The following is a 14,047-nucleotide window of genomic DNA, read 5'->3' as shown; positions in this document are numbered from 1 at the left end:
GCCGGTTCACGCAGAAGGTTCGGCGACGTCGGTCGCCGGTTCGCCCAACAGGCTCGGCGACATAAGGCACCGGTCCAAACCGTCACGGTACCCTTGACCCGGCAGACCGTCTCGTAGAGGCAGGGAGGCAATCGATCCCTCCTTCCGGGAGACACCCCATGCCGGGCTCCTCCGACGCCTTCCCTTCAGAAGGCGCATCCGCCACCGAAGCCACCGCGCCCCGCCGCGGGCCGCCGGATCCCATCGCCGTCACCGTGCTCACCGGTTTTCTCGGCGCCGGCAAGACGACGCTGCTCAACGCGCTCCTCGCCGATCCGGCGCTGGCCGACACCGCCGTCCTCATCAACGAGTTCGGCGAGGTGGGGCTGGACCATCTGTTCGTGCGGCCGGTGGAGGAGGGCATCGTGATGCTCTCGTCCGGCTGCCTGTGCTGCACCGTGCGGGGCGATCTGGTCGCCGCGCTGGAGGACCTGCTGCGCGGTCGCGACAACGATCGCCTGCCGCCCTTCTCCCGCGTCGTCATCGAGACCACCGGCCTCGCCGATCCGGCACCGGTGATCCACACGCTGATGACCCACCCCTATCTTGGCCTGCGCTACCGGCTCGATGGCATCGTCTGCGTGGTGGATGTGGTCAACGGCGATGCCACCCTCGATGCCCATGACGAGGCGGTGAAGCAGGCGGCGGTGGCCGACCGCATCGTCCTCACCAAGTCCGACCTGGTGACGGACACCGAGGCCCTCCAAGCGCTGAAGACGCGGCTGCATCGCCTCGCCCCGGCGGCGAAGATCGTCGATGCGGCGGCTGGGGAGGCGACGGCGGACGCCCTGCTCGGCGCCGGCCTGTTCGATGCGAAGACGCGGATCCCGGACGTCGCCCGCTGGCTCGCCGCCGAGGACGTGGCCGCCGCGCAGGCCGAGGTCGATCCCGCCGGCCTCGATCCCAACCGCCACGACAGCCGCATCCGCGCCTTCACCCTCGCCACCGATGCCGCAATCCCCGCGGCGACTCTCGATCTCTTTCTGGAGTTGCTGCGCGGCACCCATGGCGCCAAGCTGCTGCGCATGAAGGGCATCGTGAAGCTTGCCGAGGAACCGGACACGCCGGTGGTGATTCATGCCGTGCAGCATGTGATGCATCCGCCCGCCCGCCTTCCCGGCTGGCCCGACGACGACCACAGGAGCCGCCTCGTGATGATCGTGCGCGACCTCGACCCCAAGGTGATCGCCCGCCTGTTCAACGCCTTTCTCGGCATCCCGCAGGTGGATATGCCGGACCGCGCCGCGCTCACCGACAATCCGCTGGCGCCTCCGGGGATGGCCCGATGAGCGCGCCCGTCCCCACCCCCGAGGCGGTGCTCTCCTTCTGGCAGGCCGCCGGTCGCGAGAAGTGGTTCGGCGGCGGTCCGGCCTTCGACGCGGAAGTGCGCGCTGCTTTGCTGCCGGCCCATGAGGCGGCGGCGGAAAGCGCCCTCGATGGCTGGCAGGGCACCGCGCCCGGCGCGCTGGCCCGCATCATCCTGCTCGATCAGGTGCCGCGAAATGTGTTCCGGGGCACCCCGCAGGCCTTCGCCACCGATGCCATGGCGTCGGCGGCGGCGGATAAGGCGCTGGATCGCGGCTTCGACAAGGACCCGTCCATTCCGGATGCGCTGCGGAGCTTCTTCTATCTGCCCTTCATGCATGCCGAGGACCGGGCGGCGCAGGCGCGATGCGTGGCGCTCTATCGGGCGCTGGGGCAGGAGGATGGGCTACGCTTCGCGCTCATCCACCAGGAGTGTATCGACCGCTTCGGCCGCTTCCCCCACCGCAACGCCATCCTCGGCCGCGAGACCACGCCGGAAGAGGCGGACTATCTCGCGAACGGCGGCTTCAGCGGCTGAGGCGCGCCTCAGCGCCGGCGCCGGCGGCCCGGCCGGTGGCAATGACCGCCTGCAGCAAATAGCCGCCGGTGGGGGCTTCCCAATCCAGCATCTCGCCGGCGACGAACACTGGCGGCAGATGCGCGGGCAGTCCGAGCAGCGAAAAATCCGGGCCGATGCAATCCCAGGCGATGCCGCCAGCGGACGAGATGGCCCGCTCCAGCCCGGCATGGCCGGTGATGGTGAGCGGCAGCGCCTTGACGAGGCGGGCCAGCGTCGCCGGATCGGGCCGCGTCGGGCCGGTCGCCTCGCGGATGAGCCCTACCGCCACGGGCGCCAGCCCCGCCGCCTTGCGCAGGAAGGTGGAGAGGGAGGCGCTGCCCCGCCCGCCGCCGAGTCGCCGCGCCAGCTCTGCGCCATCGAGGTCGGGCCGCAGGTCCACATGCAGCGTCACCGGTCCGTCCGCCAGCGCCCGCCGCAGCGGTGCGGAGAGGGCATAGAGGGCGCCACCTTCCAGCCCGGCCGCGCTCACCATGGCCTCGCCCTTCACCGTCGCGCCGTTGAAGGTAAGCGCGATGCGCTTCAGCGGCGTGCCCGCGAACTTCTGCCGAAAAACCTCGGACCACGGGACGAGGACGCCCATGTTGGCCGGCACGAAGTCGTTCATCCTCACGCCGAGGGCGCGCAGCACTGGCACGAAGCCGCCATCTGATCCCAGCCGCGGCCAGGAGGCGCCGCCGAGGGCGAGGATGACCGCATCCGCCTTCACCGCGGCCGGACCATCCGGCGTGGCGAACAGGAGCACGCCGCTGGTGCCGAAGCCCTGCCACTCATGCCGGGGATGGAAGGTGACGCCGTTGGCCGCCAGCCGGCCGAGCCAGGCGCGCAGCAAAGGCGAGGCCTTGAAGCTTTCCGGAAAGACGCGCCCGCTGGAGCCGACGAACGTCTCCTCTCCGAGCCCCGCCGCCCAGTTGCGCAGCGCCTGCGGCGGGAAGGCGGCGAGCGCGGGGGCGAGGCGCTCCGCCGCCGTGCCATAGCGGGCAAGGAAGGCTTCGGCTGCCTCGGAATGGGTGAGGTTGAGCCCGCCGCGCCCCGCCATCAGGAATTTCCGCGCGGCCGAGGGCATCCGGTCGTAGAGCGACACCTGCACTCCCGCTACGGACAGCACCTCCGCGGCCGCGAGCCCGGCGGGACCGGCGCCGATGATGGCGATGAACGGGGCAGGCTGGTTCACGATGGGGTCCGGCGTTTGGGGGCGACCGGGTGTAAGCACGACCGCGCGCCGGACGCCAGCTTTCTCGGCCCATCCGAGGGCAAAGCCGTGGACGGTGGGGATTTGCCGCCCCGCCCATCGACGTGCGGGCGCGCGATGCTATGTATGGGGAGGGCCAGCGCCGGCCCTGAAGGCGGCCAGATGAGCGACGAGCAGCACACCGACGACCAGCAGGACGGACCGGGCTTCGACCTCGGCCTGCCCGAAGCTGCGCCGCCGTCGGCGCCGGCCGCCACCCCAACACCCGCCGCAGCCTCGCCCGGCGCCTATCGCGTGCTGGCGCGCAAATACCGCCCGCAGAATTTCGCGGACCTGATCGGCCAGGAGGCCATGGTCCGCACCCTGCGCAACGCCTTCTCCTCGGGGCGCATCGCGCAGGCCTATATCCTCACCGGCGTGCGCGGCGTGGGCAAGACCACCACCGCCCGCATCCTCGCCCGCGCGCTGAACTATGAGCCGGCGGACGGCGCCGCCGGCGGCCCGAGCCTCGATCTCGCGGTGATGGGCAAGCACTGCCGCGACATCATCGAATCCCGCCATGTGGACGTGATGGAGATGGACGCCGCGTCCAACACCTCCATCAACGACATCCGTGAGATCATCGAGAGCGCCCGCTACCGCCCGGTGATGGCGCGCTACAAGGTCTACATCATCGACGAAGTGCACATGCTTTCCACGGCGGCCTTCAACGGGCTGCTGAAGACGCTGGAAGAGCCACCGGAGCATGTGAAGTTCATCTTCGCCACCACCGAGATCCGCAAGGTGCCCGTCACCGTGCTGTCCCGCTGCCAGCGCTTCGATCTGCGGCGGGTGGAGGCGGGGACGCTGGCCGCGCACCTCTCCGGCATCTGCGCCCGCGAGGGCGTCACCATCGAGCCGGAGGCGCTCTCCATCGTCGCCCGCGCGGCCGAGGGCTCGGTGCGTGACAGCCTTTCGCTCTTGGATCAGGCTATCGCCCACGGCGGCGGCACGGTGAGCGCGGATGAGGTCCGCCGCCTCCTCGGGCTCGCCGACAAGGGGCGCGTGATCGACCTGTTCGAGGCGCTGATGAAGGGCGAGATCGCCCGCGCGCTGGCGGAATTCCGCGACCAGTATGATTCTGGCGCCGACCCCGCCGTCATCCTCACCGACCTCGCCGATTTCACCCATCTCGTCACCCGCCTGAAGATCGTGCCCGACGCGGCGGATGATGCGGCGCTGGTGGAGGCCGAGCGCGTGCGCGGGTCGGAGATGGCGCAGGGCCTCTCCATGCGGGTGCTGGCCCGCGCCTGGCAGATGCTCTCGAAGGGCATCGGCGAAGTGCAGCAGGCGCCGAAGCCCGCCCAGGCGGCGGAGATGGTGCTGGTGCGCCTCGCTTATGCCGCTGACCTCCCGACCCCGGACGACGCGCTGCGGCGGCTGAAGGACCAGCCCGCGCCCGCTGCTCCGTCCCTGCCCTCCGGCGGTGGTGGTGGCGGCGGTGGCGGTCCGCGCCTCTCCCTCGCCCCCCGCCCGGTGGAAGCCCATCCCCAGCCGCGCACGGAAATCCGTACCGACGCCCGCGCGGCCATGCCGGCGGAGGGACCGCGGCTTGGTAGCCTTGCCGACGTGGCGGCGCTCGCCGCAGCCCGCCGCGACCTCGCCCTCAAGCACGGCATCGAGACGCAGCTGCGCCCCGTGCATGTGGAGGACGGGCGCATGGAGGTGGCGCTGGTGCCCGGCGCGCCGGGCAGCCTCATTCAGGATCTCTCCCGCAAGCTCAACGAATGGACCGGCCGGCGCTGGATGGTCTCGGTCTCCTCCCAGTCCGGCGGGCCGACGCTGGCGGAGGAGAATGCGGCGGTCAAAGCCGAGCGGGAGGAGGGCATCAAGGCCCATCCTTTGGTGGCCGCCGTGCTCGCCCGCTTCCCCGGCGCCGAGGTGGTGGACGTGCGCACCCGCGAGGAGCCCCCCGCCGACGAGGGCCTCGCGCCCTCCGAGGAGGATTACCTCGCCGGACCCGGTGCCGACGACGAGATCGAATTCTAGGTTTTTGTGTTAACGCGTTTTCTTCACGCGAACCGGTATCCACTTCGCTCGAAAACGCTTTGGAAAGGAGCCGCGATGCGCGACCTCATGGGCATGATGAAGCAGGCCAAGGAACTTCAAGACCGCATGCAGCAGATGCAGGCGGAACTGGAGACCGTCGAGGTGGACGGTGCCTCCGGCGGCGGTCTCGTCTCGGTGCGCGTCACGGCCAAGGGCGAATGCAAGGCGGTGCGCATCGACCCTTCGCTGGTGAAGCCGGACGAGGTGGAGATCCTCGAAGACCTCATCGTCGCCGCCCTGGCCGACGCCCGCGGCAAGGCCGAGCGGGTGATGCAGGAGAAGATGCAGTCCCTCACCGGCGGGCTTGCGCTGCCGCCGGGCCTGAAGCTGTTCTGACTTCAGCGCTCCCAGACCATGCCGGCAAGGCGCGGGTCGGCGGAAAACGCCTCCCGCCCGAAGGAGAGCCGCTGGCGCGGCGCCTCGCACACGGCTGAGACGCCCGTGCGGCCAATCAGCATGTGCCATGTCCGACGCTCCACCGGTGCCGGCGCGGCGAAGGCCGCGCAGGTCAGCACGGCGAGGTTGGCGCCCGCGTCGGGATCGCGCACGGAGCAGTAGCGGATGATCTCCACCGCCGCCGCCCGTGCCGCATCGGCGAGGTGCTGGCAGGGCGCGTAGTCGATGGGGTGGGTCCAGGCCGCGCTCTCCCTACTCAGCGGCGCCCTGGTGAGATCGAGGTGGCGGTCCGTCCGCACCTCGGCGGCGAAGGCGGTGTACTGGCCGGCGCTCTGCGGCCAGGGGGTGCCCGGCGATTCCGAAAAGAACAGCAGGCGATAGAAGGCCAGCTCCGCCAGCGCCGTCTCCGGCCGCTCCGCCGCGTAATAGACACCGGGCGTGCGGCCAGCGCGTCGGAAGCGCGAGCCGTGGGGGTAGGGCGGCTCGTAGCGGAAGGGCGTGAACAGCAGGTAGTCGAGATGCCGGCACTCCGGCGGCAGGGGCGGCTTGGTAGCCTCGATGAGGTCTTCCAGCACCTTCTGCTCGTCGGTGTCGTCCACCAGTTTGAGCGTGGACGTGAGGTGCTGCGCCTCCACCAGCCGCCAGCAGCGCCCGGCATAGGGCCGCGCCTCAGACGACAGCGCGCCGGGCGTCCAGATAGGCGATGACATCCATCAATCCCGGAATGGTCCTGATCTTCTCGATGGGGGCGTCGCCCAGCGCGGTGTTGGGGTTGGCGAGCCACGCGCGGGCGATGCGCTCGTCCCCGCCGGCGATGGCGTCCAGCGAGCGGAACAGGCGGACGAACAGGATGGCCAGCTCGAACGGCTTGGTGCCGGTCTCCAGCGCGAATTCGCCTTTCTTCATGCGGGTCAGCGAGGCGGGGCTGAGGCCGATGACTGCGGCGAGCGTCGCGCCCGTGACGCCCAGCCGATCGGCGGCGCGCAGCAGCGCCTTGGTCAGCACGGCGCCCTGGCTGAGAGGGGCGTCGGCGAGAGGGGCAGCGCGCATGGGGGCTCCCGGTGCATTCATATGGAAAGAATAGCACGGGATAATTTCTGTGGGAACATCGTTGCGCTTGGGACGGCTGTGCAGCCCCGAAAATAAAAGGGCGGCCTCGCGGCCGCCCTTCTCAATTCAACGCTGATGCGGAGGATCACTCCGCCGCGCCGGCCTCGCCTTCGGAGGCGGTGCGGCCGGCTTCGCGCTCGGCCTTGGCCTTGGCTTCCAGGTCCTCGCCGGTGGTCTGGTCGACCACCTTCATGGACAGGCGGGTCTTGCCGCGCTCGTCGAAGCCCATGAGCTTCACCTTCACCTTGTCGCCTTCCTTGACGACGTCGGAGGGCTTGGCGACGCGCTCGTTGGCCATCTGCGACACGTGGACGAGGCCGTCCTTGGAGCCGAAGAAGTTCACGAAGGCGCCGAAGTCCACCACCTTCACGACGGTGCCCTCATAGATCTGGCCCACTTCCGGCTCGGAAGCGATGGACTTGATCCAGTTGATGGCGGCCTTGATCGAGTCGCCGTTGGCCGACGCGATCTTGATGGTGCCGTCGTCCTCGATGTTGATCTTGGCGCCGGTCTTCTCGACGATCTCGCGGATCACCTTGCCGCCGGAACCGATCACTTCGCGGATCTTGTCCACGGCGATCTTCATCACCTCGATGCGCGGGGCGTGCTCGCCGAGTTCCGCGCGTGCGGTGGTGAGGGCTTTCGCCATCTCGCCGAGGATGTGGACGCGGCCGTCCTTCGCCTGGGTGAGGGCGACCTTCATGATCTCCTCGGTGATGCCGGCGATCTTGATGTCCATCTGGAGTGAGGTCACGCCCTGCTCCGTGCCGGCCACCTTGAAGTCCATGTCGCCGAGGTGATCCTCGTCGCCGAGGATGTCGGAGAGCACCGCGAACTTCTGATCCTCGAGGATCAGGCCCATGGCGATGCCCGCCACCGGACGGCGCAGCGGCACGCCGGCATCCATCAGCGCCAGCGAGGTGCCGCAGACGGTGGCCATGGAGGACGAGCCGTTGGACTCGAGGATCTCCGACACCACGCGCAGGGTGTAGGGGAACTCGTGCTTGGCCGGCAGCATGGGATGGATGGCGCGCCAGGCGAGCTTGCCGTGGCCGATCTCGCGGCGGCCGGGCGAACCCATGCGGCCGGTCTCGCCCACGGAGAAGGGCGGGAAGTTGTAGTGCAGCAGGAAGTGCTCCTTGTAGGTGCCTTCCAGGCTGTCGATGAACTGCTCGTCCTCGCCGGTGCCGAGGGTGGCGACCACGAGGGCCTGCGTCTCGCCGCGGGTGAACAAAGCGGAGCCGTGGGCGCGCGGCAGGATGCCGACCTCGGAGACGATCGGGCGCACGGTGCGCACGTCGCGGCCGTCGATGCGGATGCCGTCGTCGAGGATGTTCCAGCGCACGATCTTGGCTTCAAGCGCCTTGAACACCTCGGAGACCACCTGCGGGTTCGGCACGGATGTGCCGCCGATGGCGAGCTCCTCGTAATACTTCTTCACCTTGGACTTGGCAGCGCCGACGGCGGCGTAGCGTTCCTGCTTCTGCTTGATCTTGTAGGCGGTGCGCAGATCGTGCTCGGCGATCTCCTTCACCTTGGCCTCGATCTCTGAGACGTCGAGCGGCGCGAAGGTGCGGGGCTCCTTGGCGGCCTTCTCGGCGAGCTTGATGATGGCCTCGATCACCGGCTGGAAGTGGCGGTGGCCGAACATCACGGCGCCGAGCATGATCTCCTCGGGCAGCTCCTTGGCTTCCGATTCCACCATCAGCACCGCGTCGCCCGTGCCGGCGACCACGAGGTCGAGGGAGCTTTCCTTCACCTCGTCCACGGTGGGGTTGAGCACATACTCATTGTCGATGAAGCCGACGCGGGCGGCGCCCACCGGACCCATGAAGGGGATGCCGGAGAGGGTCAGAGCGGCGGAGGCGGCGACCAGGGCGACCACGTCCGGATCGTTCTCGAGGTCATGCGCCAGCACGGTGACGACCACCTGGGTGTCGCACTTGTAGCCGTCCGGGAAGAGGGGGCGGATCGGGCGATCGATGAGGCGGGAGACCAGCGTCTCCTTCTCGGACGGACGACCCTCGCGCTTGAAGTAGCCGCCGGGGATGCGGCCGGCCGCGTAGGTCTTTTCCTGGTAGTTCACGGTCAGCGGGAAGAAGTCCTGGCCCGGCTTCGGCTCCTTGGCCGAAACGACGGTGGCGAGGACCTTGGTGTCGCCGTAGGTGGCCAGCACGGAGCCGTCGGCCTGGCGGGCCATCTTGCCCGTCTCGAGGGTGAGGGTGGTTCCGCCCCAGTCCAGCTCTTCGCGGTGGATGTCGAACATGTCTTGCTCTTTCAGTTCAGGCGCAAACGAAAAAAGCCATGAGCAAGACGGCCGGACGCGCCGCGCGAAGCCAAACCCTCATACGGGGGCTCCGACGGTTGCGTCCGGCGATCCTGCCATGGCTCTTTCCATTCACGGACCCGCAGCAGGCCCCATGCCCGCTGCGCAAATGCGCCCCCGTTGCGGGGGCGCGCGGCGCCAACCTTTCCCCGGCCGGCGCCGGCAACCGGCGTCAGCGGCGAATGCCCAGACGGCCGATGAGGGACTTGTAGCGGCCCTCGTCCTTCTTCTTCAGATAGTCGAGGAGGCTGCGCCGCTGCGAGACGAGCTTGAGCAGCCCGCGACGCGAGTGGTTGTCCTTGTTGTGGGACTTGAAGTGCTCGGTGAGGTTGGTGATGCGCTCGGTGAGGATCGCCACCTGCACCTCGGGCGAACCCGTGTCGCCGTCCTTGGCACCAAAGTCCTTGATGAGCGCCTGCTTGCGCTCTGCCGTGATCGACATCGGTCAATCCTTTCAACAGAGAGTGGGAAGGAGCCGGAAGCCCTGGCGCCGTGTCCCTCCAGAAGTCCCTTCAGGAGGTAGCGGCGGGCTCTCGGTCTCCGCTCGGCCGGGCCGGGATGTCGTCCAGCACGGTCGAGGCTGTGCGAAACGCGGGTGCGGTCCAGCGACCGCCCGTTGCCGTTTCTCCATCGCCATCAGCATATTGCACTGCCAACAGGAAACGCGGCGCCCCGAGGGGCACCGTCCGCGCGGCGGACTATAGCCAAATTTCCGCGCCCGGCCAGCGGAATGTTTCGCCGCCTCCGGGCGGTTGCCCAGTCCGCGCCCTGGTCGGGCGAGGTCGCTTAGTCCGCGCCCTGGTCGGGCGCGTGGCCGGCGGCGGTGATGCCGGCGATGGCGCAGGCCTCGTCATTGTCGGAGGTGTCGCCGGAGATGCCGACCACGCCGATCACCTTGCCATCCCCGGAGCGGATCAGCACGCCGCCCGGCACCGGGATCAGCGAGCCGCCGATGGCGGAAGTGGCGGCGGCGATGAAGAAGGGCTGGTCCTTCGCCCGCTTGAACAGCGCGCGCGAGCCCATGCCCAGCGCCAGCGCGCCCTTCGCCTTGCCGAGGGCGATGTCCATGCGGTTGAGGCTGGTGCCGTCCTCGGAGCTGGCCGCCTTGAGCGCGCCGCGCGCGTCCAGAACGCAGACGGCGAGCGGGTTCATGCCGCCGGCCCGGGCATGGGCGAGCGCGGTCGTGACGATGGTCTGGGCCTGTTCGAGCTTGAGTTCTGACACGCCTTGGTCCTTTCCCCTTCGGACGCCGGGCGGCGTCGCGATTGCCTCTGACGCCTCCCTCTAGCCCATGCGGCGCCCGATGCGAACCGGGTGGGGAGGGGCGGAAAATCCTCTCCCCCGCGGCCCCGCCGCCGTGCCACCATGGGCGGCCCCGCCCCAAAGATCCGATCCGGGAGAGCCGTCATGATCCCCACGCGGACCGTAGCCCCGCGCCAGAGCCGCGAGCCCGGGCATCGCCGCAAGTTTCTGGTGGTGGTGGACGACACCCCCGAATGCGATCGCGCCGTCTATTACGCCGCCCGCCGTGCCGCCGGTACCGAGGGCGGGGTGGTGATGCTGGGCGTCCTGGAGCTTGAGGGCGTCAGCCAGCAGTGGCTCGGCGTCGCCGACCTGATGCGGGCCGAGGCCCATGAAGAGATGGAAGCGCGGCTCGCCAAATATGTCGCGCGGGCGCGGCAGGTGGCCGGCGTCGCTCCGGAGACCGTGATCCGCGAGGGCGCTCTGGCGGAGGCCATCGGTTCCGTGATCCACGAGGACCGCGATATCGCCATTCTGGTGCTTGCCGCAGGGACCGGAAAGGATGGGCCGGGGCCGCTGGTGGCCTCTCTCGCCGCCGGCCATGCGGCGCGGTTTCCCATCCCCGTCACCATCGTGCCGGGGGCGCTGACCGATCAGGAGCTGGACGGACTGGCCTGAGAGCGTAAACCGCCGGGACGGATCGCTCCGTCCCGGCGGTCGCGCGGCCCGGCGAGAAACGCAAGGACTTGATCCTCGCTCGGGACGGCGGTTCGAATGTCTGGTTGATCCGGCAGCTTTGGCGGATCGGGCGCGCAAATCCAACGCGGACGGGCCATCACGATACGGCGATGGCGGGCTCTTCGGCGCCGGATGGCCCCATCGACGGGTCGAGGTGGAGCGCGGTCGGCGGGCTTGAACACCCCGCGTGCGGCGCAATTGCGGCAGCGGGGCTCCGGCGCCGCAGGCGTGCCATGCGCGCGGCGCGGGTGCAGGCGGCGTGTAAAGGGCAGACGGAAAGCAGGCTTGCGCCTCCGGCATTTCCGTCTATATTAGCGCCGTCCCCCATGGGGATGCCTCAGCGCCATCGCAGTCGAAGGTGATGAGAGTGGGCCCCGGTCGGGACCCGCTCCTTTTCTGCTTATCCGGTGTCCAGCGACATCGGGTGCGCCCTCCGGGGTGCCGGGCGGGCCTGATGGCCACACGAATTTCGGGCGCCGGTGCCGAGCCGCCGCGTCCGGCGGAAAATGAACCAGCGGACGACGCCCGGCGGCAAGCCGGCGCGAAGCGATCCGCACCCGGAGTGACATGACCGAGATCAACGCCGTGCTCGACGATCCCAACGAGCCGCGCCTCATCACCGAGACCGGAGTGGCGGCTCGCATCGCCGCCATCGCTTCCGGCGTGCTCGGCGGCCTCGGCTATCGGCTGGTCCGCGTGAAGGTGACGAACCGCGACGGCGGCACCGTGCAGATCATGGCCGAGCGCCCCGACGGAACCATGTCCATCGACGATTGCGAGGCCGCCTCGCGTGCCCTTTCGCCGGTGCTCGATGTGGAAGACCCCATCACCAGCGCCTACCGCCTGGAAATGTCCTCGCCCGGCATCGACCGGCCGCTGGTGCGGCTGTCGGACTTCGTGCGCTGGGCGGGCCATGAGGTGAAGGTGGAGATGAGCGTGCCGGTGGACAGCCGCAAGCGCTTCCGCGGCATCCTAACCGGTGCCGAGGACGGCGATGCGCTGGTGCGTCGCACCGATGCGCGGGCCGACGAGGAACCCACCGTCCGCCTGCCGCTCCGCGACATCCACGATGCCCGCCTCGTGCTCACTGACGCGCTGATCCGCGAGGCGCTGCGCGCGGCGAAGGCTGCCGGCCAGGAGCTGGACGAGGAGGCCGAGGACTTCCTCGATACCGTCGATCCGCTGGAGGCCGACGACACGTTCGAGCCGGGCGATCTGGACGACGATGCGGAAGAGGCCCCGGCCAAGCCGGCCCGCGGCCCCGTCGCCAACAAGGGCGCCACGGGCAAGGTCGCCGGCAAGAAGGCGAAGAAATCCAAGGTTGCGGGCAAGAAGCCCGATGGAAAGAAGTCCAACGCCAAGAAGAAGGCGGGCCTCGAGACGGCCGCCTCCTCGGCCAACGCCAGCAGCGTGAAGGAGAAGCACTGATGGTCGCCGTCAGCGCAAACCGGCTGGAGCTCCTGCAGATCGCCGATGCGGTCGCGCGGGAGAAGTCCATCGACCGCAGCATCGTCATCGCCGCCATGGAAGATGCCATCGCCAAGGCCGCGCGCTCGCGCTACGGCCAGGAGACGGACATCCACGCCGACATCAACTCCAAGACCGGCGAGCTGCGCCTCGCGCGCCACCTGCTCGTGGTGGACGAGGTGGAGAATACCGCCACCGAGATCACGCTGGACGGCGCCCGCCGCCACAATCCCGCGGCGCAGGTGGGCGACACCATCGCCGACACCCTGCCGCCCTTCGATTTCGGCCGCATCGCCGCGCAGAGCGCGAAGCAGGTCATCGTGCAGAAGGTGCGCGAGGCCGAGCGCGATCGGCAGTATGACGAATACAAGGACCGCATCGGCGACGTGCTGAACGGCCTCGTGAAGCGGGTCGAGTACGGCAACGTGGTGGTGGACCTCGGTCGCGGCGAAGGCATCCTGCGCCGCGACGAACTGCTGCCGCGCGAGACGGTGAAGACCGGCGACCGCATCCGCGCCTATATCTACGACGTGCGCCGCGAGCCGCGCGGTCCGCAGATCTTCCTCTCCCGCACCCATCCCCAGTTCATGGCGAAGCTGTTCGCGCAGGAAGTGCCGGAAATCTACGACGGCATCGTCGAGATCAAGGCCGTGGCTCGCGATCCCGGCTCCCGCGCCAAGATCGCCGTCATCTCCCGCGACCAGTCGGTGGACCCGGTCGGCGCCTGCGTCGGCATGCGCGGCTCGCGTGTGCAGGCCGTGGTGAACGAGCTGCAGGGCGAGAAGATCGATATCATCCCCTGGAACCCGGATATCGCTACCTTCATCGTCAACGCCCTTGCCCCCGCCGAGGTGGTGAAGGTGGTGCTCGACGAGGATCGCGAGCGCATTGAAGTGGTGGTGCCCGACGCCCAGCTGTCGCTGGCCATCGGCCGCCGCGGCCAGAACGTCCGCCTTGCCACCCAGCTCACCGGCTGGGACATCGACATCATGACCGAGCAGGAGGAGAGCGAGCGGCGGCAGAAGGAATTCGCCGAGCGCACCAAGATGTTCTCCGAGGCCCTCGATCTCGACGAGATGATGGGCCAGCTGCTCACCTCCGAGGGCTTCACCTCGGTGGAGGAGATCGCCTACGTGCCGATCTCCGAGCTCGCCTCCATCGAAGGCTTCGACGAGGACACCGCCGCCGAGCTGCAGTCCCGCGCCCTCAAGCACCTCGCCGAAGTGGAAGAGGCGCTCGACGCCCGCCGCAAGGAGCTGGGTGTCGAGGACGAGGTGAAGACCGTGCCCGGCGTCACCTCCAAGATGCTGGTGGCCTTCGGCGAGAACGACATCAAGACGATCGAGGATCTCGCTGGCTGCGCCACCGACGATCTCGTCGGCTGGAGCGAGCGCAAGGACGGCGAGACCATCCGCCATGCCGGCGCTCTGGACGGTTTCGAGTTCTCCCGCGAGGACGCCGAAGCCCTCATCATGCAGGCCCGCGTCGCCGCGGGCTGGATCGAGGCCGAGCCTGAAGCCGAGGGTGAAGACACCCCGGCCGAAGACGCCTGAGCCTAAGGAGATGA

The 14,047-nt window shown here is 69.2% G+C and carries 13 protein-coding genes; 7 read left to right on the top strand and 6 right to left on the bottom strand.

Going from position 1 to position 14,047, the window contains the following annotated elements; all coding sequences use genetic code 11:
- Positions 1-158 precede the first annotated feature (158 nt).
- Together XAN126_RS0125215 and XAN126_RS0125210 are read left to right on the top strand one after the other, a co-directional pair.
- Positions 159-1,328, top strand: a complete 1,170-nt coding sequence (locus XAN126_RS0125215) for a GTP-binding protein (RefSeq protein WP_024281327.1) — start codon at positions 159-161, stop codon at positions 1,326-1,328.
- Complete coding sequence (locus tag XAN126_RS0125210) at positions 1,325-1,882, top strand: DUF924 family protein (RefSeq protein WP_024281326.1); 558 nt, start codon at positions 1,325-1,327, stop codon at positions 1,880-1,882. The genes XAN126_RS0125215 and XAN126_RS0125210 overlap by 4 nt, the downstream gene beginning before the upstream one ends.
- Here the strand turns inward: XAN126_RS0125210 and XAN126_RS0125205 are convergent.
- Positions 1,872-3,095, bottom strand: coding sequence for a TIGR03862 family flavoprotein (locus XAN126_RS0125205; protein ID WP_024281325.1), 1,224 nt, complete (start codon positions 3,093-3,095; stop codon positions 1,872-1,874). The two genes, XAN126_RS0125210 and XAN126_RS0125205, sit on opposite strands and share 11 nt — an antisense overlap.
- Positions 3,096-3,275: 180 nt before the next feature.
- Between XAN126_RS0125205 and XAN126_RS0125200 the strand changes: the two genes are divergently transcribed.
- Both XAN126_RS0125200 and XAN126_RS0125195 read left to right on the top strand, forming a co-directional pair.
- On the top strand, positions 3,276-5,141 hold the full coding sequence (locus XAN126_RS0125200; RefSeq protein ID WP_024281324.1) for a DNA polymerase III subunit gamma/tau: 1,866 nt from the start codon (positions 3,276-3,278) through the stop codon (positions 5,139-5,141).
- Between the two features lie 75 nt (positions 5,142-5,216).
- Entirely contained in the window at positions 5,217-5,537 is a 321-nt protein-coding gene (locus XAN126_RS0125195) for a YbaB/EbfC family nucleoid-associated protein (RefSeq protein WP_024281323.1), read from the top strand.
- 2 nt (positions 5,538-5,539) lie between these two features.
- Here the strand turns inward: XAN126_RS0125195 and XAN126_RS0125190 are convergent, their stop codons facing one another.
- The 5 genes from XAN126_RS0125190 to XAN126_RS0125170 form a co-directional block, all read right to left on the bottom strand.
- Entirely contained in the window at positions 5,540-6,307 is a 768-nt protein-coding gene (locus XAN126_RS0125190; RefSeq protein ID WP_024281322.1) for an RES family NAD+ phosphorylase, read from the bottom strand.
- Positions 6,267-6,647: an antitoxin Xre/MbcA/ParS toxin-binding domain-containing protein gene (locus tag XAN126_RS0125185; RefSeq protein WP_024281321.1), complete on the bottom strand. Its 381-nt coding sequence runs from the start codon at positions 6,645-6,647 to the stop codon at positions 6,267-6,269. Before XAN126_RS0125185 ends, XAN126_RS0125190 begins: the two co-directional genes overlap by 41 nt.
- A gap of 145 nt (positions 6,648-6,792) precedes the next feature.
- The gene (gene pnp, locus XAN126_RS0125180) at positions 6,793-8,973 is read right to left on the bottom strand and encodes a polyribonucleotide nucleotidyltransferase (RefSeq protein ID WP_024281320.1); all 2,181 of its coding nucleotides are present in this window, start codon (positions 8,971-8,973) and stop codon (positions 6,793-6,795) included.
- Between the two features lie 232 nt (positions 8,974-9,205).
- A complete protein-coding gene (gene rpsO, locus XAN126_RS0125175) occupies positions 9,206-9,475 on the bottom strand; it encodes a 30S ribosomal protein S15 (protein ID WP_024281319.1) in 270 nt (89 codons plus the stop codon).
- A 344-nt stretch (positions 9,476-9,819) separates the two neighbouring features.
- On the bottom strand, positions 9,820-10,257 hold the full coding sequence (locus XAN126_RS0125170) for a heme-binding protein (RefSeq protein WP_024281318.1): 438 nt from the start codon (positions 10,255-10,257) through the stop codon (positions 9,820-9,822).
- A 183-nt stretch (positions 10,258-10,440) separates the two neighbouring features.
- Here XAN126_RS0125170 and XAN126_RS0125165 point away from each other — a divergent pair, with 183 nt between their 5' ends.
- From XAN126_RS0125165 to nusA, 3 genes are all read left to right on the top strand, one after another.
- Positions 10,441-10,953 (top strand): universal stress protein, encoded by a 513-nt coding sequence (locus XAN126_RS0125165; RefSeq protein WP_024281317.1) that lies wholly within the window; start codon positions 10,441-10,443, stop codon positions 10,951-10,953.
- Positions 10,954-11,580: 627 nt separating this feature from the next.
- A complete protein-coding gene (gene rimP, locus XAN126_RS26695) occupies positions 11,581-12,441 on the top strand; it encodes a ribosome maturation factor RimP (protein ID WP_024281316.1) in 861 nt (286 codons plus the stop codon).
- Positions 12,441-14,033: a transcription termination factor NusA gene (gene nusA, locus XAN126_RS0125155; protein WP_029877734.1), complete on the top strand. Its 1,593-nt coding sequence runs from the start codon at positions 12,441-12,443 to the stop codon at positions 14,031-14,033. The genes rimP and nusA overlap by 1 nt, the downstream gene beginning before the upstream one ends.
- Positions 14,034-14,047: the final 14 nt, after the last annotated feature.

The sequence above is a fragment of the Xanthobacter sp. 126 genome (assembly GCF_000526175.1).
Classification (GTDB): domain Bacteria; phylum Pseudomonadota; class Alphaproteobacteria; order Rhizobiales; family Xanthobacteraceae; genus Xanthobacter; species Xanthobacter aminoxidans.
Note: the sequence above shows the minus strand (reverse complement) of the source record. Positions and strands in the feature narration are given on the sequence as shown.